The organism is Cellulosimicrobium sp. KWT-B, assembly GCF_002127155.1.
In the GTDB taxonomy this organism is placed as follows: Bacteria; Actinomycetota; Actinomycetes; order Actinomycetales; family Cellulomonadaceae; genus Cellulosimicrobium; species Cellulosimicrobium funkei.
Window position 1 is genome coordinate 102,637 of the sequence record NZ_NEDO01000004.1, and the last position, 25,047, is coordinate 127,683.

Genomic DNA, 25,047 nt, shown 5'->3' on the forward strand with positions numbered 1-25,047 from the left:
TCGGCCCGGACGACACGAAGGATCCCCGGATTGCCCGGCTTGACGGCACACCTGCATGCCAGACCACCCACTTGGAGGCTGTCATGGGAACGCAGAGCGTCGAGGGGCGCGAGGCCAAGCTCGCCGCGGTGCACGTCAAGCTCACCAAGGCTGTCGGCGCGCTCGTCACCGGTGAGGGCTGGAAGCGTGCGCTCGAGTTCGCCGCGAAGTTCCGGTCTCGCACGAAGTGGCATGACCTCGATGGCATGCCGACCCAGAATCGATGTCGGCGGGGTACCCCGTCGACGCCTCTAATGTGTGCGCGTGCCACCTGCGTGCCACTCCGAACGAGTACTGCTGACCATCGATGACCTCCTGTATCGACCGCGGAGGCACGCGAACAGGCCCGGAACCGCGAGATTCCGCGGTTCCGGGCCTCTGACCAGCCTGTTCAGGAGGACTGGCTCCCGAGGAGTCTCAGAAGTCCCAGTCGTCGTCCTCGGTGTTCACGGCCTTGCCGATGACGTACGACGAGCCGGACCCGGAGAAGAAGTCGTGGTTCTCGTCGGCGTTCGGCGACAGCGCGGAGAGGATCGCCGGGTTGACGTCCGTCTCGTCCTTGGGGAAGAGCGCCTCGTAGCCGAGGTTCATGAGCGCCTTGTTGGCGTTGTACCGCAGGAACTTCTTGACGTCCTCGGTCAGCCCGACGCCGTCGTAGAGGTCCTCCGTGTACTGCACCTCGTTCTCGTACAGCTCGAAGAGCAGCTCGAACGTGTACGCCTTGAGCTCGTCGCGCTCCTCCGGGGAGAGCTTCTCGAGACCCTTCTGGAACTTGTAGCCGATGTAGTACCCGTGCACGGCCTCGTCGCGGATGATGAGGCGGATGAGGTCGGCCGTGTTCGTCAGCTTGGCGCGCGACGACCAGTACATGGGCAGGTAGAAGCCGGAGTAGAAGAGGAACGACTCGAGCAGCGTGCTCGCGACCTTGCGCTTGAGCGGCGAGTCGCCCTTGTAGTACTCCATGACGATCTCGGCCTTGCGCTGGAGGTTCGGGTTCTCCTCCGACCAGCGGAACGCGTCGTCGATCTCGCGCGTGGAGCACAGCGTCGAGAAGATCGACGAGTAGCTCTTGGCGTGCACCGACTCCATGAACGCGATGTTGGTGTACACCGCCTCCTCGTGCGGCGTGATCGCGTCGGGGATGAGCGACACCGCGCCGACCGTGCCCTGGATCGTGTCCAGCAGCGTCAGGCCGGTGAACACGCGCATCGTGAGCTCCTGCTCCTGCGCGGTGAGCGTGTTCCACGACTGGATGTCGTTCGACACCGGCACCTTCTCGGGCAGCCAGAAGTTCCCGACGAGGCGGTCCCACACCTCGAGGTCCTTCTCGTCCTCGAGACGGTTCCAGTTGATCGCGCTCACGCGATCGATGAGCTTGAGCTTCCCCGTGGGCGACATCTGCCTTCTTCTCTCCTGCTGACCCCGGACCGACCGGGACGACTTCGTGGGACCGAACCCCGCGCCGTCGGCCACGCCTCTCCGAGAGGGTGGCCGACGGCACCGGGCATCGAGGCAACCGGTAGTTGCCTCAGGCGACTACAGCATGCAGCTGACGCAACCCTCGACCTCCGTGCCCTCCAGGGCCATCTGACGGAGGCGGATGTAGTAGAGCGTCTTGATGCCCTTGCGCCACGCGTAGATCTGCGCGCGGTTGACGTCGCGCGTCGTGACCGTGTCCTTGAAGAACAGCGTGAGGCTGAGCCCCTGGTCGACGTGCTGCGTCGCGGCGGCGTACGTGTCGATGATCTTCTCGTAGCCGATCTCGTACGCGTCCTCGTAGTACTCGAGGTTGTCGTTCGTCAGGTAGGGCGCCGGGTAGTAGACGCGCCCGATCTTGCCCTCCTTGCGGATCTCGATCTTCGACGGCACCGGGTGGATCGAGGACGTCGAGTTGTTGATGTAGGAGATCGAGCCCGTCGGCGGGACGGCCTGGAGGTTCTGGTTGTAGATCCCGTGCTCCATGACCGAGGCCTTGAGGGCCGCCCAGTCGTCCTGGGTCGGGATGTGCACGCCGGCGTCGGCGAAGAGCCGGCGCACGCGCTCGGTCGCGGGCTCCCACACGCGGTCGGTGTACTTGTCGAAGTACTCCCCCGTCGCGTACTTCGAGTCCTCGAAGCCGCCGAACGCACGCCCGCGCTCGATCGCGAGGCGGTTCGACGCCGCGATCGCGTGGTAGGCGACCGTGTAGAAGTAGATGTTCGTGAAGTCGATGCCCTCCTCGGACCCGTAGTGGATCCGCTCGCGCGCGAGGTAGCCGTGGAGGTTCATCTGGCCGAGACCGATCGCGTGGCCGGACTCGTTGGCCCGCTTGACCGACGGCACCGACTCGATGCTCGTCTGGTCGGAGACCGCGGTGAGCGCGCGGATCGCGGTGTCGATCGTCTTCGCGAAGTCGGGCGAGTCCATCGTCTTGGCGATGTTCAGCGAGCCGAGGTTGCAGGAGATGTCGCGGCCGACGTGGTCGTACGAGAGGTCCTCGTTGAACGTCGACGGCGTCGAGACCTGGAGGATCTCCGAGCACAGGTTCGAGTGGGTGATGCGGCCCTTGATCGGGTTCGCCTTGTTCACCGTGTCCTCGAACATGATGTACGGGTAGCCGGACTCGAACTGGAGCTCGGCGATCGTCTGGAAGAAGTCGCGCGCCTTGATCTTCGTCTTGCGGATGCGCGAGTCGTCGACCATCTCGTCGTACTTCTCGGTGATCGAGATGTCGGCGAACGGCTTGCCGTAGACGCGCTCGACGTCGTACGGCGAGAAGAGGTACATGTCCTCGTTCTTCTTCGCGAGCTCGAACGTGATGTCCGGGATCACGACGCCGAGCGACAGCGTCTTGATGCGGATCTTCTCGTCCGCGTTCTCGCGCTTGGTGTCGAGGAACCGCATGATGTCGGGGTGGTGCGCGTGCAGGTACACGGCACCGGCGCCCTGGCGCGCGCCGAGCTGGTTCGCGTAGGAGAACGAGTCCTCGAGCAGCTTCATCACGGGGATGACGCCGGACGACTGGTTCTCGATGTGCTTGATAGGCGCGCCGTGCTCGCGGATGTTCGACAGGAGCAGGGCGACGCCGCCGCCGCGCTTGGAGAGCTGCAGCGCGGAGTTGATGCCGCGCGCGATGGACTCCATGTTGTCCTCGATGCGCAGCAGGAAGCAGGACACGGGCTCGCCGCGCTGCGCCTTGCCGACGTTGAGGAACGTGGGGGTCGCGGGCTGGAAGCGGCCCGAGATGACCTCCTCGACGATGTCCAGCGCCGCCTGCTCGTTGCCGTCGGCGAGGCCGAGCGCAACCATGCAGACGCGGTCCTCGAAGCGCTCGAGGTAGCGCTTCCCGTCGAACGTCTTGAGCGTGTACGACGTGTAGTACTTGAAGGCGCCGAGGAACGTCTCGAAGCGGAACTTCTTCGCGTAGGCGAACTCGAACAGCGACTTCACGAACTCGCGGTCGTACTTCGCGAGGACGGCCGGGTCGTAGTACTTGTTCTCGACGAGGTAGTCCAGCTTCTCCGCGAGGTCGTGGAAGAAGACGGTGTTCTGGTTGACGTGCTGCAGGAAGTACTGCCGCGCGGCCTCACGGTCCTTGTCGAACTGGATCTCGCCGTTCGGGCCGTAGAGGTTGAGCATCGCGTTGAGCGCGTGGAAGTCGAGCTGGGTGCTCGCGAGCGGCACCTCGGTGACGGTGCCACCACCTGCCACGCTCACGCCGGAATCCGTGACTGTCGTTGCCAAAATCGTCCCAATCCGTCGCGGACGCGCGCGGCGTCCTCGGCTGTTCCCAGGAGTTCGAAGGCGTACAGGTAGGGCACCTGGCACTTCGCGGAGATGATGTCGCCGGCGATGCAGTAGGCCTCGCCGAAGTTGGTGTTGCCGGCGGCGATGACGCCGCGGATCAACGACCGGTTGTGCACGTCGTTGAGGAACTTCACGACCTGGCGCGGGACGGCACCGCCCTCGTTGCCGCCCCCGTAGGTCGGGACCATGAGCACGTACGGTTCCTCGACGCGCAGGAAGCCCTCGGTCGGACGCAGCGGGATGCGCTGGACGTCCATGCCGAGGGCCGGCAGGTCGAGCCGCTGGACGAACCGGTGCGTGTTCTCGCTGACGCTGGAGAAGTACACGAGCGACCCCACGGGGACGCACCTCCGTCCTGCCCTGCTCCGCCTGCTTCCGTACGGGTTTCCGGGCGCCTCGCGGCGCCACGGGGAGGCCGGTCAGGCGACGACCGGCGAGACCTTCTGCGCGAGGGCGGTGATCTGGTCGGGGCGGAACCCGGACCAGTGCTCGTCCCCGGCGACGACCACGGGAGCCTGCAGGTAGCCGAGCCCGCGCACGAGCTCGAGCGCCTCGGCGTCCTGGGTGATGTCCACGACGGAGTACTCGATGCCCTTCTTGTCGAGAGCCCGGTACGTCGCGTCGCACTGGACGCAGGCCGGCTTGCTGTAGACCGTGACGCTCATGGGGGTGGCTCCTCGTCTCGCGCTCTCGTCCGGGACGGTCCTCGGGGAGGGAGAAACATCTCTGACCTCGAAGGACACCGGTGGAACTACGTCTGTGTGATTCGCCAGGAGGCCTCCGGCCCCCTGGGTGTGCAACCACTATACCTAGTGGTCGAGACCGTGCCACTGCACTAGATGTCGTGGTGGAACTTCACCCCGGCGGGTGTGCTAGGCGCCATGGATCCATGGTCCCAGCCCCCTCTGACACTCCCCCGCAGCGCTCGTCCACAGCCCGTCGTCCACCGATCCGACCGGCCCGGAACGGCGTCTTCCCGCGGACGGCGGGACGCCGTCCACAGGGTGGGGACGACGTCGGTCCACACCCTGTGCGGAGCCGTCGAGCCCTTCCACCGGCCTGCACCCGCCCTCCTGAGGATGCGCCACGGCCCGCGCGAATCAGCCCAATCCGGACACGACGGTCGGTGAACTCGTCGGCGTGTCGTGCTTCTTCGGCGTGTCGCACCGCGCGCCGCGCCCGTGCGACAAAGGTCACCCCTCGCTGACGGCCCGCCCGACGACCGCGCTCGACCGGAGGCGTGGTCACGGACGAGCGCACGAAGGCCCGCCCGGCGGACCGGGCGGGCCTGTGGGAGCGAGACGGCTCAGGCGGTCTCGTCGACCGTGGGGAGCTCGTTCGACGTCGCGAGCCGGCGGTACCAGTGCGCGGAGTCCTTCCACGTGCGCTCGAGCGTGTCGTAGTCGACGCGGATGATCCCGAAGCGGCGCTCGTACCCGTAGCCCCACTCGAAGTTGTCGAGCAGGGACCACGCGAAGTACCCGCGCACGTCGGCGCCCGCGTCGATCGCGGCGCCCACGGCGTCGACGTGGTCGTGCAGGTAGGCGACACGGCGGTCGTCATGCACGCGGGGGGTCCCGTCGGCGTCGACCGTGACCTCGTCGGCGAACGCGGCGCCGTTCTCGGTGACCATCATCGGCTGGTGCGGGTACGTCGTCGCCACGGACACGAGCAGCTCGGTCATGCCGGCGGGCTCGATGTTCCAGCCCATGGCGGTGTACGGGCCGGGCTGCTGGACGAACTCCACGTCGTCGACGCCGATCCACGGGCTGTGGCTCGACGCGCCGTGGCCGTCGTTCTCGGACCGCTCGCCCTCGCCGGAGAAGTGGCGCACGCGCACGGTCGAGTAGTAGTTGACGCCGAGGATCGACAGCGGCTGGCGCACCGTCTCGAGGTCACCCTCCCGCACGAACGACCAGTCGCTCACGTGCGCGGTGTCGGCGAGCAGGTCGGCGGGGTACTCGCCGTCGAGCATGGGCGCGAGGAACGCGCGGTTGGCGAGCGCGTCGATCTTGCGCACCGCGTCGAGGTCCGCGGCCGACGACGGGTCGTCGGGCCGGATGACGTGCAGGTTGAGCGTGACGGACGTCTTCGCGTCCTCGCCGAGCTCGTCGCGGATCGCCTGGACGGCGAGGCCGTGCGCGAGGTTGAGGTGGTGCACGGCCGCGAGCGCCGCGGCGGGCTCGGTGCGGCCGGGCGCGTGCACGCCGGAGCCGTAGCCGAGGTAGGCGGAGCACCACGGCTCGTTGAGCGTCGTCCAGGTGTCGATCCGGTCGCCGAGCTCGCGCGCCATGTGGCGGGCGTACTCGGCGAACGCGTACGCGGTGTCGCGGTTCGCCCAGCCCCCGGCGTCCTCGAGCTCCTGCGGGAGGTCCCAGTGGTAGAGCGTGACGACGGGCTTGACGCCCTTCTCGAGCAGCGCGTCGACGAGGCGCGAGTAGAACGCGACGCCCTCGGGGTTGAGCGGGCCGGTACCGCCCGGCTGCACGCGCGACCACGAGATGGAGAACCGGTACGCGCCGAGGCCGAGGTCGGCGATGTGCTGCACGTCCTCCTGCCACCGGTGGTAGTGGTCGTCCGCGACGTCGCCCGTGTCGCCGTTGAGCGTGCGGCCCGGGGTGTGGGAGTACGTGTCCCAGATGGACGGCGTGCGGCCGCCCTCGGCGGCGGCGCCCTCGATCTGGTAGGCGGCGGTCGCGGAGCCCCAGAGGAAGTCGGTCGGGAACGTGCGGCGGCCCGACGACGCGGGCGCGGCCTGCGCGTCGACGGCGACGGGGGCGGTGGTGTCGGTGGTCACGAGGGTCCTCGCTGGTCGGTCGTCGGACGACGTGGTCCGCGACGGTGGTCGGGTCGGTGGCCGGCGCGACGACGCCGGACGGACGCGCCATGGGAGCGCTTCCATGGTGCGTCCGCCCAGGATACGTCCTCAGCCGAGGTCGAGAGTCACGCTCGTCGCGCCGTGCGCCTCGGCCGTCACCGCACCGGCCCGCACGGACCAGGCCGCGGGGGCGTCGTCGGACGAGACGGTGAGCGTCGCGCCCGACCGGCGCACGCGGAACGTGGCCCCCGCCGCGCCGTCCGACGGCGGGACGACCACGAGCTCGTCGTACCCGTCGGGCAGCTCGAACGCGTGCAGCGTGACGCCGTCGGCCCAGGCGTAGTCCGGCCGGTCGGTGCGGGCGCCGACCGGCAGGACGGTGCCCGGGCGCACGAGCACCGGGAGCGAGTCGAACCCGTGGGTCTCGGTGACCCAGCGCGGGCCGGTCACGGTCTCGCTCAGGGCGGGGCCGTCGTCGGGCTGGACGAGACGCGTCCACGTGCCCTCCGGCACGTAGTACTCCACGCGGCCGTCCGCGCGGAACACCGGCGCGACGAGGAGCGCGTCGCCCAGCAGGTACTGCGTGTCCGCGGTGTACCCGGCGCGGTCGTGCGGGAGCTCGAGCACGAGCGGCCGCATCATCGGCACGCCGTCGGTGTGCGCCTCCTCGGCCACCCGCCCCAGGTACGGCATGAGCGAGAGCTTGAGGTGCGTGAACTTGCGCGTCACGTCGACGGCCTCGTCGTCGAACGCCCACGGGACCCGGACCGAGCCCGAGCCGTGCAGGCGCGAGTGCGACGACAGCAGACCGAACGCCGTCCAGCGCTTGAACACGCCCGGGTCCGGCGTGCCCTCGAAGCCGCCCATGTCGTGGCTCCAGTAGCCGAAGCCCGACATCGACATCGACAGACCGCCGCGCAGCGACTCGGCCATCGACGCGTACGTCGAGTCGCAGTCGCCGCCCCAGTGCACGGGGAACTGCTGGCCGCCCGCCGTCGCGGACCGCGCGAACAGCACCGCCTCGCCCTCGCCGCGCTTGCGCTCGAGCAGCCGGAAGACCGCCTCGTTGTAGAGCTGGGCGTAGTAGTTGTGCATCTTGCGCGGGTCGGAGCCGTCGTGCCACGCGATGCCGTCGACGGGGATCCGCTCGCCGAAGTCGGTCTTGAAGCAGTCGACGCCCTGGTCGAGCAGGCCCTCGAGCTTGCCCACGTACCACGCGGTCGCGTCGGGGTTGGTGAAGTCCACCAGCCCCATGCCCGCCTGCCACAGGTCCCACTGCCACACGGACCCGTCCTCGCGCTGCACGAGGAAGCCCTGCTCCGCGGCCTCCGCGAAGAGGGGCGAGCGCTGCGCGACGTACGGGTTGATCCACACGCACACCTTGAGCCCGCGGTCGTGCAGGCGCCGGAGCATGCCCTCGGGGTCGGGGAACGTGCGCGGGTCCCACTCGAAGTCGACCCACTGGTACTCGCGCATCCAGAAGCAGTCGAAGTGGAACACCGACAGCGGCAGGTCGCGCTCGGCCATGCCGTCGATGAAGCCGTTCACGGTCTGCTCGTCGTAGCTCGTCGTGAACGACGTCGTGAGCCACAGCCCGAACGACCACGCCGGCACGCGCGCGGGGCGGCCCGTCAGCGCCGTGTACCGGCGCAGCACGTCCTTGGGCGTCGGGCCCTGGATGACCAGGTACTCCAGCGACTGCCCCTCGACGGAGAACTGGACGCGCGTGTTCACCTCGGAGGCGACCTCGAACGAGACCTTCTCCGGGTGCTCGACGAACACCCCGTAGCCCTTGGTCGTGAGGTAGAGCGGCACGGACTTGTACGCCTGCTCGCTCGACGTCCCGCCGTCCTCGTTCCAGATGTCCACGACCTGGCCGTTCTTGACGAACGGGCCGAACCGCTCCCCCAGGCCGTAGACGAGCTCGCCCGGCTCGAGCGCGAGCTGCTCGTGCGTCCACGCGCCGCCGTCGTCCGACGTGACGTGCCCGACCGACTTCGGCAGCGAGGAGGTCAGCACCTCGCCGTCCGCCTCGAAGTCCACCCGCCAGCGGTCGCCCCGGTGCACGCGCACGGCGAGGTCCTTGGACCGCAGGACGGCGACGTCGTCGTGCACCTCGACCTCGGGCCGGAACCCGGGCTCGCCGGTCACCTGGAACGCCGGGCCCCGGCGCACCGCGCCCTGGTGGTGCTCGACGCGCACGCGGATCACACCGGGTGCGGGCGAGGAGTACGTCGTCGTGAGCATCGGGCGGTTGAGGGTGTCGCCACGGCCGCGGATCTTCGCCGTCGGCGCGTACACGGTGAGCGTGCCGGCCGCCTCGTCCGCGCGGACGTCGTCGACCTCGACCGCGTAGAGCGGGTGCATGCCCGGTCGGACCTGCCAGTACCCGTCGGTGAACTTCATGGGTGGTGCTTCCTTCGTCGGTGCGTATCGGTGTCTCGGGGCGTCAGGCCGGAGGCCTCACTTGACGGCGCCGGCCGTCACGCCGCGGGTGAGGGTGCGCTGGAAGATGAGGAAGAAGATCAGCGCGGGGATCAGCGAGACGAGCGCACCCGCGTTGGTCGTCGGGGCGTCCATCATCCGGTCGCCCTGGAGCGACGCGAGCGCGATGGGGATCGTCTGGGTGTCGTTGGTCGTGAGCATGACCAGCGGGATGAAGAACTCGTTCCACGTCCAGATGAAGAAGAAGATCATGAGGACGCCGAGCGTCGGCCGGACGATCGGGTAGACGACCTGCCACAGGATGCGCCAGCGGCCGGCGCCGTCGAGCTGCGCCGCCTCGAGGAGCGCGGGCGGGAACGTCCCGAGAACGGACGAGAGCAGGTAGGTGCCGAACGCCGCCTGGATGACCGTGAAGATGATGATGATCGACCACTGCGAGTTCGACAGGCCGACCTTCTGCGCCATGTCGAACAGCGGGTAGATGAGCGCCTCCTGCGGCAGCATGTTCGCCACGAGGAACAGCGTGACGATCCACAGCCGGCCCTTGATGCGGCCGACGCCGATCGCGTACGCGCTGAGGAGCGACAGGAGCGTGCCGAACACGGCGACGAGCGCGGAGATGAAGACGGAGTTCCAGAGCTTCTGCGGGAAGTTCGTGCGCGTCCAGAAGTTCTGCACGCCGTCGAGGTAGAGCTCGCTCGGGAGGCTCAGCGGCCCGTCCTGGGAGTACTCGGCCGGGGACTTGAACGCGTTGAGCACCATGATGACGAACGGCGACAGCATGAGGAGCGCGACGAGCACCGCCGCGGCGAGCACGAACCAGCGGCCGATCCCGCGGCGGTAGCGCTCGTCCTGCCGTGTGGCGCGCAGGGCGCGGCGGGGGCGGGACGCGCCGGCGCCCGGCGCCACGGCGTCCGCGGGGGTGGTGGTGACGGTGGACATCAGCGGCCCTCCTGCTCACGACGCTCGGCGCGGCTCTGCAGCGCGAGGATCACGACGGCGACGACGATGATGACGAGGGTGAGCACGGTCGCCACCGCGGCGCCGTAGCCGACCTTCGACTTGTCGAAGAAGTTCAGGTACGAGTAGTAGCTCGGGACGAGCGTGGAGCTCTCGGGGCCGCCGCGCGTGAGCACGTAGATGGGCCCGAAGACCTTGAGCGCCGCGACGGTGCAGGTGAGCGTGACGACGAACGTCTCGGGGCGGATCTGCGGGATCGTGATGGCCCCGAAGCGCCGCCACCAGCCGGCGCCGTCGAGCTCGGCGGCCTCGTAGAGCTCGGGGTCCACGCGCTGGAGCGCGGACATGAAGATGACCACCGGGTAGCCGATCTGCACCCAGATGAGCACGAGCATGACGCTCGGCAGCGCGGTCGAGGTGTCGCCCAGCCAGTTCGGCGGGTTCTCGACCCCGATCCCGCGCAGCATGACGTTGAGCGCGCCGGTCTGGGCGTTGAGGATCCAGTTCCACAGCACGCCGGCCACGGCGACGGGGAGGATCTGCGGCAGGTAGTACGTCGCGCGCAGGAACGCCGCGACGCGCGGCCCGAACCGGCGGCCGAGGTAGTCGAACAGCACGGCGGCGAGCACGAGGCCGACGAGCGTCGGCACGACGACCATCGCGAGGATCATCGCGATGGAGTTCTGGAACGAGGTCCAGAACGCCGAGTCGTGCATCAGGTCGGCGTAGTTCCCCAGCCCGTACCAGCGCATCGGCGCCATGCCGCCGCGCCACTTGAACAGGCTGTAGTAGACGTTCATCGCGAACGGGTAGCCGATCACGACGACGAACGCCACCGCGCCGGGCAGGAGGTAGGGCAGGTACGGGAGCCAGGCGGGCCGGCGACGACGGCGGCGTGCCGCGGTCGCGCGCGACGCCTCGCGCGCGGGTCCGGGCCCGGCCTCGGGCACGGTGTCGGTGCGGGTGGTCATGACGGTCTCTTTCGCGGGAGGTCCTCGGGCGGTGCTCGGGTGGTGCCCGGGCGGCCGGCCGACGCAGGTGCCGGCCGGCCGCCCGGGACGGGCGGTTCCGCTCAGCTGTCGAGCAGGTCCGCCTTGCCGTCCACGTAGGCGGACTCGAGGCCGTCGAGCACCTCGGTCGGCGACTTCGACTGGTTGATGAGGGACTGGAGCTCGCTGACGATCACGTCGTAGTAGCCGGGCACGGGCCAGTCGGGGTAGAACGCGAGGCCGTCGTCGTCGAGGATCGCCTGGAAGTTCTCGGTGAGCTGCTGCGTGCGCTCGTCCGTGATGACGGACGCGTCACCGGCGACGGGCAGGCCGCCCTTCTCCGCGAGGATGTTCTGCACCTCGGGGCGCAGCGTGACGTCGATGAACTCCTCGGCGAGGTCGGGCGAGTCCGCGTTCGCGGGGACGACCCACAGGTTGCCGGACGAGCCGACCTGGAGCGTGTTGCCGGGGAAGTTGAACTGGCCCCAGTCGGCGTCCATCTCCTCGACGATGCGGCCGAACCACCACGAGCCGGAGACCATCATCGGGTAGGTGCCGTTGATGAACGAGACGCCCATGTCCTCGGCGGTGAGCGCCGCGGAGTCGGACGCGACGTAGCCGTCCTTGATCCAGGAGTCGAGCGTCTCGGTCGCCTGCGTCATCTCGGGACCGTGGAAGTCGGGGTCGCCGTCGAAGAGCTGGTACTGGTCGATGAAGTCGCGATCGGAGTTCGCGAGCACGAGCTCGTACCAGAGCTGGCCCATCGGGTACTCGGCACCGGCCTCGGCGAGCGGCGTGACGCCCTGGGCCTTGAACGCCTGCATGACGGTCTCGAGCTCCTCGAGCGTCGTCGGCACCTCGAGCCCGTACTGGGCGAACATGTCCTTGTTGTAGTAGACCTGCACGAACTCGCCGTAGTTCGGGACGCCGTACCACTCGCCCGAGCCCATGAGGCCCTGGTCGTCGTAGGTCGCGGTCGTCTGGAGCGAGCCGCTGAGCTTCTCGTCCCAGCCGCGCTCGGTCGCCGCGTCGGTGAGCGGGGTCAGCAGGCCCTGCGCGGCGAGCTGGCCGGCGGTCGCGTTGCCCTTGTTGTACTCCATGACGTCCGGCACGTCGTCGCCGGTGAGGACGATCTTGGCGTTCTTCTGGATCTGCTCGAACGTCTGCTTCTCGACGACGACGTCGACGTCCGGGTTCTCCTCCTCGAAGATCTCGATCGCCTTGGCCCAGGCCTGGCCCATGGCCGAGTCCTCGTTCTCGTAGTGCCAGATCGTCAGGGTCTGGTCGTCGGACCCGCCGCTGCCGCCGGAGCTCCCGCACGCCCCGAGGGCGAGTGGGAGCGCTGCCACGGCAGCGACGAGCGAGATCTTCCGGGATCGCAGCATGTGCGTGTCCTCCTCATCGAGTTCCGGCGGGGGCCGGAGGGCGGCCGGGCGTCGCCCGGCCGGTCGGTGTTCAGCGAGCCGCGGGCTCGGGGTCGTCGTCCGGTGCCCGGCCGGCCGCGGGGGCGACGCTGCTGCCGGGCTCGAGGACGCACGGGATGAGCACGTTCGGTGTGCTCGGACGGGAGCCGTCCACGAGGGACAGCAGCTTCTGCACGCCCAGGCGGCCGAGCTCGGCCCCGGGGGCGTGCATGGTGGTGAGCGGCGGGTTGCTCATCTCCCCGACGCCGGGCGACGTGACGATCGACAGGATCGACATGTCGCCGGGGATCGCGACGCCGCGCTGCTGGAGCTCGGCCACGACGCCGAACGTCGCGATCTCGTTCATTGTGACGAACGCCGTGAGGCGGGGCTCGCGCGCGAGCAGCGTCGCGACGGCGTCGCGACCGGCGCTCGGCGACTCGTCGACGCGCAGCGCGACCGGCTCGAGCCCGCGACGGCGCATCGCCGCCTCGAAGCCCTCCTCGGCACGGAACGTCGGCGCGTAGCCGTCGTCCGCCGTCGCCTGCGAGTGGTTGACGAGCGCCACGTACCGGTGCCCCAGGTCGACGAGGTGCTGGACCGCGTCGTCCGTCGTGCGCTCGAAGTCGATGTCGACCGACGGTCGGTCGGAGACGTCCCGCGTCCGGCCGATCATCGTGTACGGGACCCCGGCCTCGTGCAGCACGTCGACCCGCGCGTCGTCCAGCGCGACCTCCATGAGCAGGACGCCGTCCGCCATCCCCTGGCGCACGAGGTCGCGGACCTCGGGCGCCTGGGTCGTGCGGAAGGGCCACAGGACCAGGTGGTAACCGTTCTCGCGCGCGGTCTCCGCCGCCGACGAGACGAACTCCGCGACCGTGCCGCCGAGGCCCTTCTCCATCGCGGGGTAGATGAGGGCGAGCACGTGGCTGCGGCGGGACGCGAGGCCGCGGGCCATCGCGTTGGGCTGGTAGCCGAGCTCGGCCATGGCGTCCTCGATGCGCCGACGCGTGGCGTCGGAGACCGGACGCGTGCCGGACAGCGCGTACGAGACCGTGCTCAGCGAGACCTGCGCGCGTCGCGCCACGTCCTGCATCGTCGCCATCCTCACCACTCCCCTGTGGTCCGGTCCCGCACCTCGGCCGTCGAAGCGCTTCGTCGAAACGCGTCGTCGAAGCGCTTCGATGTTACGAGTATTGGTTGAACAAATGGGTGGAGTCAAGTCCGTCGAGCGAGAGCACGCTCTCTCGTTCGTGCCGGGCGCCACGACCTGCGAGGACGTCCGGACACGCACGAGCCGCCGGGCGGCAGCACCGCCCGGCGGCTCGATCGGTCCCCGGCGGGCCCGGGGTCAGGCGGAGAGGTCGACGCCCTCCCCGCCGCGCAGCACCTCGCGCACGCGCAGGTCGCCGTCCGTCACGACGACGTCGGCACGCCGCCCCGCGACCAGCCCGCCGCGGTCGTCGAGGCCGAGCACCCCGGCCGGGGTCCACGACGCCGCGCGGACCGCGTCGACGAGCGGCACCCCCGCCTCGACCGTCTCGCGCACGACGTCGAGCAGGTGGTAGGTGCCGCCGGCGATGGCCCCGCCGTCGGTGAGACGCGCGACGCCGTGCGCGACCGTGACGCGCATCGGGCCGAGCTCGTACGCGCCGTCCGCCATGCCCGCTGCGGCCATCGCGTCCGTGACGAGCGCGACGGCGTCGGGCCCGGCGACCGCGCCGTCCGCCCCCACGTGCGGGCCGACGAGCTCGACGACGCTGCGGATCGTGCCGTGCGCGAGGTGGGTGCCGTCGGCGACGAGCTCGACGACCATCTCGCCGCGCGCGGCCGCCGCGAGGCACGCGGCCACGGGCCCCGGCTCGCGGTGGTGCAGCGGGCGCATCCCGTTGAACAGGTGCGTCGCGGTCAGCCGCGCGCCCGGCCGTCCCGCCGCGGCGAACGCCGCGACGCCCGCGGCGATCGCCGCCTCGGTCTGCTCGGTGGTCGCGTCCGTGTGCCCGATCGAGGGCACGGCGCCGACCTCGACGAGCGTCTCGATCACTCCCCCGGGCCCGACGACGCCCGGCACCTCCGGGGCGACCGTCATGGTGCGCAGGTGCCCGCGCGCCGCGGCGGCGATCGCCCGGACGAGCTCCGGGTCGCCGTCGAGCATGTCGTGCGGGTTCTGGGCGCCGCACCGCACCTCCGAGAGGAACGGGCCCTCGAGGTGGATGCCGACGATCTCGCCCGCCTCCGCGAGGTCGGCGAGCGTCGCCGCGCGGGCGAGCAGGACGTCGCGCGGCGCGGTCACGAGCGAGGCGACGAGGCTCGTGGTCCCGTGCCGCAGGTGCTCGCGCGCCCCGCCGATCGCCTCGGCGGCGCTCGTCGCGTCGGGAAAGCTCGACCCGCCGCCGCCGTGGTCGTGCACGTCCACCAGGCCCGGGAGCAGGGTCGCCCCGTCTCCCGCGGGCGCGTCGGGGAACCCGGCGGCCGCCGCCTCCGCGCGCGGGCCGACCCACGCGACGAGTCCGTCACGGACGGCCACGACGCCGTCGTCGAGCACCCCGTCCGGGGTGACGACGCGACCCGCGAGGACGCGCGCGGTGCCGGGCTGCTGGTCGGGACGAGGGCTACGGACGGCGTCGGTCATGGGGCCATTCTGGCGCACTTCGTACACCCGGCGTGCAAACCTCTCGGGTCAGCCGTCGGACGCCTCGAGGAGCCGTCGCGCGCCCCGTCCGAGGTGCAGCGCGAACAGCCGCTGGAACGTCGGCACGGCGAACGAGAACGGCCGCACCCACCACAGCACGGGGCGGCTGAAGACGTCGATGCGCCACCACAGGTCGCCGGCGTCGTCGCGCTCGACGGCGAACCGCTCCTCCCCCACGAACGCGTGGCCCGGGAGCGTCCCGTAGGCGAAGCCCACGCGTCGCTCGGTGCGCTCGACCCACACGACCTCGCACGGCTCGAACAGCCGCAGGCGCCCGACACCGAGCAGGGTCGTGACCCGCACCCCCGGGGCTGCCTCCGCGGCGTCCGTCTCGAGCCGCACGCGTGCCGCCGCGTGCACCTGCCACGTGAGGAGCTGCTCGCCCAGCCGGGCGAGGTCCTCGGGCGGCCGGGCGCGGTCGGTGAGGCGGCACCGCACGTGCAGGTGCCGGTACCCGGCGGGCCAGCGGTCCGTGCGCGTCGCGCCGACCTCGGGGTAGGTGAACGTCATGCCGTGCTCCTCTCGGCCCCCGGGCGGGGGCTCGTCGGGTCCGGGTCCCCTGCCGGGGACGGGGTCGTGCCGTCGCGCGCGAGCAGCCGGACGCCGAGCAGCGCGCACAGCACGAAGCCGAGCGCGTTCCCGACCCCGTGCGTCGCGGCCATGACGTCGAGGCTCGGGTGCGCGAACCCGAAGGCCTCGCCCCCCGCCCACCACAGCGCGAGCACCATCGACGCGCTCACGACGACGGCCGCCGTGCCGAGCAGCGCCCGGGCCGCGGCCGGCCGTCCGCCGGGGCGCGCGAGCGACCGCACGACCGCGGCCGCCGTCGCCCACAGCGCGAGCGTGAGGACGACCGCCCCGACGAGCTCGGCGACGTCGCCCACGAAGTACCCGACGAGGACGAGCGCCGTCCCGGCCGGGACGCCCCAGGCGCCCGCCGTCGCGAGCCGGTCGCCCGGGGCGAGCCGCGCGACCGCGCCGGCGACGAGCGCCGCCCCGAAGCCCGCGTAGAGCATGTGCGGCACCGTGAGGGCGAGGTAGGTGCCCGAGAACCCGAGCAGACCCCACTCCGCGCGCTCGGCGACGAGCGCGCTCGCCCCGACCGCGGGCAGCACGAGCGCGGTCATGGTAGCGACCCGGACGGCGAGGTCGACGCGCGGCGCCAGGCCGCCCGCACGGTCACCGGGCACGACGGCGTGCGCGCGCCCCGGGCGGGCGGGTGGCGCCACGTCGCGCAGCGTGCGCACGGTGAGGCGGACGCCCGCCCCGAGCAGGACGGCGGACGCGAGGACGAAGGGCAGCGTCAGCACGACGGCCAGTCGGCTGTGCGGCAGCAGGAGGCTCACGACGGCGGCGGCACCGGCGAGCGGCCACGCGGCGCTGCGCGGCGCCGGGACGACCTGCGGCCCGAGGAGCCGGAGGCCGAGCGGGAGCACGACCACCGCGCCGAGCGCCACGAGCAGCCCGACGACCGCCTCCCCCGCCGGGCTCACGACGACACCCCCCGGGTCGGGGCCGGCACCGAGACGTCCTGGACGAGGCGCAGGGCGTCGTCGACCACGCCGCGGGCGACCGGCAGGCGAGCCAGCCGGACGAGGCTGCCGACGAGCGCCGCACCGCCGTCGACGAGGCGGCGCGTGCGCGCGAACCCCGGCGAGGAGTCGTAGACCCAGAAGAGCGTGATGCCGAGCTGCGCCAGCCAGAGCAGCTCCGGCAGGCGCGCCCGGAGGTGCGCCGGGACGCGCGACGACGTCCCCGCCACGACCTCCTCGAAGAGGTCGCGCGAGAGATCGCGCGCGTCGGTCGACGCGGCCGAGAACGGGCTCGCGTCGGAGCCCGGACGGATCGCGACCGAGACGAACTCCGCGCCGAAGGCGTGGAAGGGGGCGAACGCGTCGATCGCCGCGCCCCACACGCCGCGCAGCCGGTCGGCGAGCGACCCGCCCGCCGCGAGGACCGGGGCGGCGAGCGCGGCGTGCTCGCGCTGCACGTCGAGGTAGAGCTCCTGGACGAGCGCGTCCTTGGACGGGAAGTGGTAGTACGCGTTCCCCGCGCTCACGCCCGCCTCCGCCGCGACGGCGCGCATCGTCGTGCGCTCGTAGCCGACGTCGCGCAGCATCCGGATCGCGACGTCGCGCAGGTGCGCACGGGTCCGCTCGGACTTCGGCGTCGCGCTCATGCGTCAGGGCCTTTTTTGAACATGTTCAAAAACTACCACGGCACGGTCCTGGCGTGTGCGGTGCGGTGGCCCCGTCGCCGCCGCCAGCCGCCGAGCAGGCGGTCCCGGCAGGACGAGCAGGCGGTGGTGGCTTGTCCGGGGGTCGGGACGGACCATGACCGCCTGCTCGGCGGTGGGACGGGCGTCAGAAGAGACGCGAGTCGACGTCGTCGACGCCGCGCATCGCGTCGTAGTCGAGCACGAGGCAGCCGATGCCGCGGTCCGTCGCGAGCACGCGCGCCTGCGGCTTGATCTCCTGCGCGGCGAACACGCCGCGCACGGGCGCGAGCAGCGGGTCGCGGTTGAGCAGCTCGAGGTAGCGCGTGAGCTGCTCGACGCCGTCGATGTCGCCCCGGCGCTTGATCTCGACCGCGACCGTCGCGCCGAGCGGGTCCTTGGCGAGGATGTCGACGGGACCGATCGCCGTCGGGTACTCGCGGCGCACGAGGGTGTGGCCCGAGCCGAGCAGCTCGATCTGCGCGGCCAGCATCTCCTGGAGGTGCGCCTCGACGCCGTCCTTGACGAGACCCGGGTCGACGCCGAGCTCGTGCGAGCTGTCGTGCTGCACCTCGTGCAGCTCGATCTCCAGCCGGTCGTCGCTCTTCGCGTGCTGGACGGCCCAGACCTCCGTGACGCCGCGCTCGCGCGCCTCGTCGGAGGGAGCGCGCACCGCGAGCGAGCACGGCGGGCTCATCCAGTTCAGCGGCTTGTACGAGCCGCCGTCCGAGTGCAGCAGCACGCTCCCGTCGGCCTTGACGATGAGCACGCGCGTCGCGAGCGGCAGGTGGGCGGACAGGCGGCCCGTGTAGCGGGCGGAGCAGCGGGCGACGACGAGGCGCATGAGGCGGGTCCTCCGGGTCGGTGGTGGGCGGTCCGGTCACGGCGTCTGCCCCCGGGGCGACGCCTCAGACGACGACGTCGCGCCGCCCCGGAGGCGCGGCCTCCAGCCAGGAGGCGAGGCCCTCGTAGGCGGCCCGCGACATCGTGAGCTCGAAGTCCTGGCCGCGGTAGCGGCAGCGGACGAGGTAGGTGTCGGACTCCTCGCCGGCGAGCGGCTCACGGCCCGCGATGACGAGGTCGTAGCGCGACCAGGTGCGGGCGGGCCGCAGCGACACGGACCACAGCCGCCACCAGTCGATGCGGCCGACGCCGTAGTGCGCGATGCCCGCGACCCACGGGGCCCCGGGGGCGCCCGCGCGCCGCGCGCCGCACTCGAACGAGCCGACGCGGTGCGACAGGGCGCGCAGACGCCACGCCCCCAGCCCGATCGCGACAAGGACGAGGACGAGCAGTCCGAGCGCGATCCAGGCCAGGGGCGTCATGGTCGGGCGGAGGTCAGCGGGCCGGTACGGACTCGACGGAGTCCGCCACGATCGTGACCTGGTTCGAGTCGACGGAGAGGAACCCGCCGGAGACGCGGACCTCGAGGGACTCCCCCTCGCCCGCGATGCGTACCGAGCCCTCCTGCAGCACGGAGAGCAGCGGCGAGTGGTCCGCGAGGATGCCGATCTCGCCGTCCGCCGCGGGGGCCGTGACCCGCTGCGCGCGGCCCGACCAGATCTTGCGGTCCGCCGCCACGAGGTCGACGTTCAGCTGTGCCACGGGAACTCCTTCATGGGCGGTTCATGCCCGGTGTGCTGTCCGGGACGACGCCCGGTCCGCGTGCGGCGGACCGGGTCGGGAGCGACGCCCACGGGGCCGGACCGTACGGCCCGGCCCCGTGCGAGCGTCGGGTCAGGCGCCGTACTCCTTCTGGATGCGGGCCCAGTTGCGCTCGAGGTCCTCGAGGCCACCGATGTTGTAGAAGGCCTGCTCGGAGATGTGGTCGAACTCGCCGTCGGCGATCTTCTTGAACGCCTCAATGGTCTCGCTCAGCGGGACCGTCGAGCCCACGACGCCGGTGAACTTCTCGGCCATGTAGGTGTTCTGGGAGAGGAACTGCTGGATGCGGCGCGCACGCGCGACGACCGTCTTGTCCTCCTCCGAGAGCTCGTCCACACCGAGGATCGCGATGATGTCCTGGAGCTCCTTGTTGCGCTGCAGGATCGACTTCACGCGCGTCGCGACGTCGTAGTGCTCCTGGCCCACGTAGCGCGGGTCGAGGATGCGGCTCGTCGAGGCGAGCGGGTCCACCGCGGGGTACAGACCGCGCGAGGCGATCTCGCGGGAGAGCTCGGTCGTCGCGTCGAGGTGCGCGAACGTCGTCGCCGGCGCCGGGTCGGTGTAGTCGTCCGCCGGGACGTAGATCGCCTGGAGCGACGTGATCGAGTGACCACGCGTCGAGGTGATGCGCTCCTGGAGCAGACCCATCTCGTCGGCGAGGTTCGGCTGGTAACCGACCGCGGACGGCATGCGCCCGAGCAGCGTCGACACCTCGGAACCCGCCTGCGTGAAGCGGAAGATGTTGTCGATGAACAGGAGGACGTCCTGCTTCTTCACGTCGCGGAAGTACTCCGCCATGGTCAGCGCGGAGAGCGCGACGCGAAGACGCGTGCCCGGGGGCTCGTCCATCTGGCCGAAGACGAGGGCGGTCTTGTCGAAGACGCCCGCGTCCTCCATCTCGTGGATGAGGTCGTTGCCCTCACGCGTGCGCTCGCCGACGCCGGCGAACACCGAGACACCGCCGTGGTCCTGCGCGACGCGCTGGATCATCTCCTGGATGAGGACCGTCTTGCCGACGCCCGCACCACCGAAGAGGCCGATCTTCCCACCCTGCACGTACGGGGTGAGGAGGTCGATGACCTTGATGCCCGTCTCGAACATCGTGGTCTTCGACTCGAGCTGGTCGAACGCCGGGGGCTTGCGGTGGATCGGCCAGCGCTCGGTGATCTCGATCGTCTCGCCGGGCTCGGCGTTGAGGACGTCGCCCGTGACGTTGAAGACCTTGCCCTTGGTGACGTCGCCGACGGGGACGCTGATCGGCGCGCCCGTGTCGGTGACCTGCGCGCCACGGACGAGGCCGTCCGTCGGCTTGAGGGCGATCGCACGGATGAGCGAGTCGCCCAGGTGCTGGGCGACCTCGAGCGTGAGCGTGAACGACTTCTCGCCCTCGCCCTGCGACGACAGGTCGATGTCGACGGTCAGCGCGTTGTAGATGTCGGGGATGGCGTCCGCCGGGAACTCGATGTCCACGACGGGGCCGATCACACGAGCGACTCGGCCCACGCCGGGACCGCTGGAGTGCTCGACCTGTGCTTCCACGGTGGTGGCGGTCATTGCTGGCCTCGCTTCGCAGTGCCGGAGTGGTCCCCGGCGGGTTCGGTCAGGATGTCGGTGATGGTGCTGGCCGCGCGGGCCTCGCGGCCCGTCATGACGCCGCCAGGGCGTCGGCACCCGAGACGATCTCGCTGATCTCCTGGGTGATGTCCGCCTGGCGCGCCTGGTTCGCGAGCCGCGTGTAGTTGCGGATGAGGTCCTCCGCGTTGTCCGTCGCGGTGTGCATCGCCCGCTGCCGCGCCGCGAGCTCGGACGCCGCCGCCTCAAGGAGGCAGCTGAAGATCCGGCTGCGGACGTAGCGCGGGAGCAGCGCGTCGAGCACCGCCTCCGGCGAGGGCTCGAAGTCGTACAGCGGGAGCACGTCGTGCTTGCCGGCGGGGGCGACGCCCTCGACGACCTCGAGCGGGAGCATCCGCACGACGCGGGGGCGCTGCGTGACCATGTTGACGAACTGCGTGTAGACGATGTGCAGCTCGCTCACGCCACCCTCGGCGGCCGGCGCGAGGAACGCACCGAGCAGGGTCTCGGCGATCTCGCCCGCGACCTCCGCGTTGGGGGCGTCCGACCCGTACGACCACGTGCCCGCGAGCTCGCGCCCGCGGAACGTGTAGTACTGGATCGCCCGACGGCCGGCCGCGTAGAGCGCGACCTCCTTGCCCTCGGCGGCGAGCCGCTCCACGAGGCGCTCCGTCTCGCGGATGATCGACGCCGAGTAGGCGCCGGCCATGCCGCGGTCGGACGCGACGACGAGCACCGCGACACGGTTGGTGTCCGTGCGCTCGCTCGTCAGCGGGTGCTGCGTCGTCGTGTGCGTCGCGACGGCCGACACCGCGCGGGTGATCGCCCGGGCGTACGGCGCCGCGGCCGCGGTGCGGTCGCGGGCCTTGCCGATGCGCGACGCGGCGATGAGCTCCTGCGCGCGGAACATCTTCTTGAGCGACTGCGTCGACTTGATCCGCTGCTTGTAGACGCGCTGGGATCCGGCCATGCTCAGGCCCTCTTCTGCCGGACGATCTGCTCCTGCTCGATCTCCGTCTCGGTCTCGTCCTCGGTGTCGCCGCCGACGAGCGGCGTGCCGTCACCCTTGAGGAAGCCGGCACGGAAGGCGTCGACCGCCTCCGAGAGCTGCGCCTCGGTCGCGTCCTCGAGCTTGCCCGTCTCGACGATCGTCGAGAAGACGTCCGTGTTGCGGCGCAGGTGGTCGAGCATCTCGGACTCGAAGCGGCGCACGTCCTCGACGGGGACGTCGTCGAGCTTGCCCTTGGTGCCGGCCCAGATCGACGCGACCTGCTCCTCGACCGGGAACGGCGAGTACTGGCCCTGCTTGAGCAGCTCCATGAGGACCGCTCCACGCTGGAGCTGGCCGCGCGACGCCGCGTCGAGGTCGGACGCGAACATCGCGAACGCCTCGAGCGAGCGGTACTGCGCGAGCTCGAGCTTCAGCGTGCCCGAGACCTTCTTCATCGCCTTGACCTGGGCGTCACCACCGACGCGCGACACCGAGATGCCGACGTCGACGGCCGGACGCTGGTCCGCGTTGAAGAGGTCGGACTGGAGGAAGATCTGCCCGTCCGTGATGGAGATGACGTTCGTCGGGATGTACGCCGAGACGTCGTTCGCCTTCGTCTCGATGACCGGCAGACCCGTCATCGAGCCCGCGCCCAGCTCGTCCGAGAGCTTCGCGCAACGCTCGAGGAGGCGGGAGTGCAGGTAGAAGACGTCACCGGGGTACGCCTCGCGGCCCGGCGGGCGGCGCAGCAGCAGCGACACGGCGCGGTACGCCTCGGCCTGCTTCGACAGGTCGTCGAACACGATGAGGACGTGCTTGCCGCCGTACATCCAGTGCTGGCCGATGGCCGAGCCGGTGTAGGGGGCGAGGTACTTGAAGCCCGCGGGGTCGGACGCCGGGGCCGCGACGATCGTCGTGTACTCGAGCGCGCCGGCCTCCTCGAGGGCGCCGCGGACCGACGCGATCGTCGAGCCCTTCTGGCCGATGGCGACGTAGATGCAGCGGACCTGCTTGGTCGGGTCGCCCGACTCCCAGTTCGCCTTCTGGTTGATGATCGTGTCGATCGCGATCGCCGTCTTGCCCGTCTGGCGGTCACCGATGATCAGCTGACGCTGACCGCGGCCGATCGGGATCATCGAGTCGATCGCCTTGAGGCCCGTCTGGAGGGGCTCGTGGACCGACTTGCGCGCCATGACGCCGGGCGCCTGGAGCTCGAGGGCGCGGCGGCCCTCCGTCGCGACCTCGCCGAGGCCGTCGATCGGGTTGCCCAGCGGGTCGACGACGCGACCGAGGTAGCCGTCACCGACCGGGACGGAGAGGACCTCGCCCGTGCGACGGACCTCCTGCCCCTCCTCGATGCCGGTGAACTCGCCGAGCACGACGACACCGATCTCGCGGACGTCGAGGTTGAGGGCGAGACCGAGGGTCCCGTCCTCGAAGCGCAGCAGCTCGTTGGCCATCGCGCCCGGGAGACCCTCGACCTGGGCGATGCCGTCGGCGGCCAGGGTGACCCGGCCCACCTCCTCGGACACGGCGCCCTCGGGCTCGTAGGACTTCACGAAGCTGTCCAGAGCGGCCCGGATCTCCTCCGGCCGGATCGTCAGCTCAGCCATTGCTCTTCTCCTGTCGTGGCCGCACCTCGTGGTTCGGGTGCGGTCGAACGTTTGTCGGTTGTGCGGCCGGTGGCCGGCAGGACGGTCGTCGGTCGGAAGGGTGGGCCGGTCAGCTCACGAGACGTCGGCGCGCGTCGGCCAGCCGGGCCAGCACCGTGGAGTCCACGACGTCGGCACCGACCTGGACGCGCATCCCGCCGAGGACGGCGGGGTCGACCGTGACGTTGAGCTGCACGGCACGCCCGTAGGCCCGCTCGAGCAGCGCCGAGAGGCGGTCGAGCTGTGCCTGCGTGAGCACCGTCGCCGACGTCACGGAGGCGACGAGCCGCTGCCGACGCTCGGCCGCGACCTCACCGATCCACCCCAGCGTCGGGACGAACCGGCGCCCGCGCAGCGCGCGCGTCGCGTGGACCGCGAGCACCTCGGTCGCACGGTCGGCCTTCCCGCCGAGCAGCGCGTGCACGAAGGCGGCGCGACGCTCGGGGTCGATCGTGTCGTCGGAGAGGATCTGCCGTGCCTCGCGCTGCCCGACGAGCGCGCGCGACGTCCGGAAGAGCTCGTCCTCGACCTGCTCGAGCGCACCACGGGACTGGGCGGACGCGAGGACCGCCTCCAGGCCGAGGCGCTCGGTCGCGTCCGCGAGGTCGCTCTCGCGCGACCACCGCGACCGGACGAGGCCGGCCATGAGGTCGACGACGCGCTCGTCGAAGCCCGACGCGAGGACGGCCGTGACCAGCGCCGCCTTGTCCGCACCGGAGCGGGACGGGTCGGCGAGCGAGCGCCGCAGCGGCGCCGACTCGTCGAGCGCCGCCGTGACCGCGAAGAGCTGCTCGCCGAGCGCGAGCGCGCTCTCGCCCGCCGAGCGCAGGACCGGCTCGAACCGGTCCCGCGCCTGCGTCAGGGACTCGCCGCTCGTTCCGCGCATCAGCGCTCCTCGGTGCCGGGACCGGTGCCCGCCGCGCTCGCCGCCGCGGGACCCGCGGCCTCGAGCTCGTCGAGGAAGCGGTCGACGACGCGGCTCTGGCGTGCCGAGTCGGCGAGCGACTCGCCCACGATCTTGGAGGCGAGCTCCGTCGCGAGCAGACCGACGTCGTTGCGCAGCGAGACCGCGGCCTGCTGGCGCTCGGCCTCGATCTGGCGGTGCGCCGTCTCGACGATGCGCGCGGCGTCGTCGGACGCCTTGGCCCGCAGGTCGGAGACGATCGCCGAGCCCTCGGCGCGCGCCTCCTCACGGATCTTCGCCGCCTCGGTGCGTGCCTCCTGGAGCTGCTGGTGGTACTCCGCCAGCGCCGCCGCGGCCTCGGCCTGGGCGGACTCCGCCTTGGCCAGACCGCCCTCGATCTTCGCGGTGCGCTCGTCCAGGACCGCCTGGAACTTGGGCAGGACCGCCTTGTAGAAGACGACCGCGATGATGACGAGGACGACGGCCGACCACAGGATGTCGTAGCCGGCGGGGAGGAACAGGTCGATGCCTGCCGGCTCCTCGCCGGTCTCCGCCGCGAGGGTCAGCGCGGCGTCAGCCAGCGCCGTCATCACTGGAAGAGGAAGCCGGCGACGAGCCCGAGCAGCGCGAGCAGCTCGACGAACGCGACACCGAGGAACATGGTGGCGCGGAGCTGGCCGGCGACCTCAGGCTGGCGGGCCATGCCCTCGACGGTCTTGCCGATGAGGATGCCGAGGCCGATGCCCGGGCCGATCGCGGCGATGCCGTAGCCGATCGTGTTGATGCTGCCGGAGACCTCGGCGAGGGTGGTGACGTCCACGTGTGCTCGTTCCTTCCGTTGGGCGCCCGACCGGTCGGCCGGGCGTCACATTGAGTGGTGCGTGGTGGGAGAGGGTCGGTCGGGGCGCGCGGCGCG

23 protein-coding genes are annotated in these 25,047 nt (G+C 71.1%); all 23 read right to left on the minus strand.

Features of this window, described 5'->3' with window-relative positions; all coding sequences use genetic code 11:
- Window positions 1-456: 456 nt before the first annotated feature.
- The 23 genes from nrdF to B9L22_RS13375 all read right to left on the minus strand — a co-directional run bounded on the left by nrdF (window position 457) and on the right by B9L22_RS13375 (window position 24,951).
- The gene (gene nrdF, locus B9L22_RS13265; protein ID WP_021480852.1) at window positions 457-1,437 is read right to left on the minus strand and encodes a class 1b ribonucleoside-diphosphate reductase subunit beta; all 981 of its coding nucleotides are present in this window, start codon (window positions 1,435-1,437) and stop codon (window positions 457-459) included.
- Window positions 1,438-1,575: 138 nt separating this feature from the next.
- Window positions 1,576-3,762, minus strand: a complete 2,187-nt coding sequence (nrdE, locus tag B9L22_RS13270; RefSeq protein WP_076406009.1) for a class 1b ribonucleoside-diphosphate reductase subunit alpha — start codon at window positions 3,760-3,762, stop codon at window positions 1,576-1,578.
- Window positions 3,732-4,163: a class Ib ribonucleoside-diphosphate reductase assembly flavoprotein NrdI gene (gene nrdI, locus B9L22_RS13275; RefSeq protein WP_021480850.1), complete on the minus strand. Its 432-nt coding sequence runs from the start codon at window positions 4,161-4,163 to the stop codon at window positions 3,732-3,734. Before nrdI ends, nrdE begins: the two co-directional genes overlap by 31 nt.
- A gap of 81 nt (window positions 4,164-4,244) precedes the next feature.
- Window positions 4,245-4,490: a glutaredoxin-like protein NrdH gene (gene nrdH, locus B9L22_RS13280; RefSeq protein WP_021480849.1), complete on the minus strand. Its 246-nt coding sequence runs from the start codon at window positions 4,488-4,490 to the stop codon at window positions 4,245-4,247.
- Between the two features lie 641 nt (window positions 4,491-5,131).
- Window positions 5,132-6,622, minus strand: coding sequence for a GH1 family beta-glucosidase (locus tag B9L22_RS13285; protein ID WP_255376909.1), 1,491 nt, complete (start codon window positions 6,620-6,622; stop codon window positions 5,132-5,134).
- A 129-nt stretch (window positions 6,623-6,751) separates the two neighbouring features.
- Complete coding sequence (yicI, locus tag B9L22_RS13290) at window positions 6,752-9,049, minus strand: alpha-xylosidase (protein ID WP_086150757.1); 2,298 nt, start codon at window positions 9,047-9,049, stop codon at window positions 6,752-6,754.
- Between the two features lie 57 nt (window positions 9,050-9,106).
- Entirely contained in the window at window positions 9,107-10,030 is a 924-nt protein-coding gene (locus B9L22_RS13295) for a carbohydrate ABC transporter permease (RefSeq protein ID WP_083711944.1), read from the minus strand.
- Complete coding sequence (locus tag B9L22_RS13300; RefSeq protein ID WP_081599874.1) at window positions 10,030-11,019, minus strand: carbohydrate ABC transporter permease; 990 nt, start codon at window positions 11,017-11,019, stop codon at window positions 10,030-10,032. Before B9L22_RS13300 ends, B9L22_RS13295 begins: the two co-directional genes overlap by 1 nt.
- A gap of 101 nt (window positions 11,020-11,120) precedes the next feature.
- The gene (locus B9L22_RS13305; protein WP_086150758.1) at window positions 11,121-12,422 is read right to left on the minus strand and encodes an ABC transporter substrate-binding protein; all 1,302 of its coding nucleotides are present in this window, start codon (window positions 12,420-12,422) and stop codon (window positions 11,121-11,123) included.
- Between the two features lie 70 nt (window positions 12,423-12,492).
- Entirely contained in the window at window positions 12,493-13,536 is a 1,044-nt protein-coding gene (locus tag B9L22_RS13310; RefSeq protein WP_198947303.1) for a LacI family DNA-binding transcriptional regulator, read from the minus strand.
- 255 nt (window positions 13,537-13,791) lie between these two features.
- Window positions 13,792-15,072, minus strand: coding sequence for an N-acetylglucosamine-6-phosphate deacetylase (locus B9L22_RS13315; protein ID WP_086150760.1), 1,281 nt, complete (start codon window positions 15,070-15,072; stop codon window positions 13,792-13,794).
- A gap of 48 nt (window positions 15,073-15,120) precedes the next feature.
- Window positions 15,121-15,642 carry a DUF1990 family protein gene (locus tag B9L22_RS13320; protein WP_086150761.1) on the minus strand — a complete coding sequence of 174 codons (522 nt, stop codon included), beginning with the start codon at window positions 15,640-15,642 and terminating at the stop codon, window positions 15,121-15,123.
- Window positions 15,639-16,625 (minus strand): YndJ family transporter, encoded by a 987-nt coding sequence (locus B9L22_RS13325; protein WP_086150762.1) that lies wholly within the window; start codon window positions 16,623-16,625, stop codon window positions 15,639-15,641. The genes B9L22_RS13320 and B9L22_RS13325 overlap by 4 nt, the downstream gene beginning before the upstream one ends.
- Complete coding sequence (locus B9L22_RS13330) at window positions 16,622-17,311, minus strand: TetR/AcrR family transcriptional regulator (protein ID WP_086150763.1); 690 nt, start codon at window positions 17,309-17,311, stop codon at window positions 16,622-16,624. Before B9L22_RS13330 ends, B9L22_RS13325 begins: the two co-directional genes overlap by 4 nt.
- Window positions 17,312-17,495: 184 nt before the next feature.
- Entirely contained in the window at window positions 17,496-18,191 is a 696-nt protein-coding gene (nucS, locus tag B9L22_RS13335) for an endonuclease NucS (RefSeq protein ID WP_021480889.1), read from the minus strand.
- Between the two features lie 64 nt (window positions 18,192-18,255).
- Window positions 18,256-18,672 carry a DUF2550 domain-containing protein gene (locus tag B9L22_RS13340; protein ID WP_086150764.1) on the minus strand — a complete coding sequence of 139 codons (417 nt, stop codon included), beginning with the start codon at window positions 18,670-18,672 and terminating at the stop codon, window positions 18,256-18,258.
- Between the two features lie 13 nt (window positions 18,673-18,685).
- Entirely contained in the window at window positions 18,686-18,952 is a 267-nt protein-coding gene (locus B9L22_RS13345; protein WP_021480887.1) for a F0F1 ATP synthase subunit epsilon, read from the minus strand.
- A gap of 132 nt (window positions 18,953-19,084) precedes the next feature.
- Complete coding sequence (gene atpD / locus B9L22_RS13350; RefSeq protein WP_021480886.1) at window positions 19,085-20,566, minus strand: F0F1 ATP synthase subunit beta; 1,482 nt, start codon at window positions 20,564-20,566, stop codon at window positions 19,085-19,087.
- 91 nt (window positions 20,567-20,657) lie between these two features.
- Entirely contained in the window at window positions 20,658-21,554 is an 897-nt protein-coding gene (locus tag B9L22_RS13355) for a F0F1 ATP synthase subunit gamma (protein WP_021480884.1), read from the minus strand.
- Between the two features lie 2 nt (window positions 21,555-21,556).
- The gene (gene atpA / locus B9L22_RS13360; protein ID WP_034653508.1) at window positions 21,557-23,188 is read right to left on the minus strand and encodes a F0F1 ATP synthase subunit alpha; all 1,632 of its coding nucleotides are present in this window, start codon (window positions 23,186-23,188) and stop codon (window positions 21,557-21,559) included.
- Between the two features lie 109 nt (window positions 23,189-23,297).
- Window positions 23,298-24,113, minus strand: a complete 816-nt coding sequence (locus B9L22_RS13365) for a F0F1 ATP synthase subunit delta (protein WP_043655661.1) — start codon at window positions 24,111-24,113, stop codon at window positions 23,298-23,300.
- Window positions 24,113-24,721, minus strand: coding sequence for a F0F1 ATP synthase subunit B (locus B9L22_RS13370; protein WP_034653505.1), 609 nt, complete (start codon window positions 24,719-24,721; stop codon window positions 24,113-24,115). Before B9L22_RS13370 ends, B9L22_RS13365 begins: the two co-directional genes overlap by 1 nt.
- Entirely contained in the window at window positions 24,721-24,951 is a 231-nt protein-coding gene (locus B9L22_RS13375) for an ATP synthase F0 subunit C (protein WP_021482769.1), read from the minus strand. Before B9L22_RS13375 ends, B9L22_RS13370 begins: the two co-directional genes overlap by 1 nt.
- Window positions 24,952-25,047 lie beyond the last annotated feature (96 nt).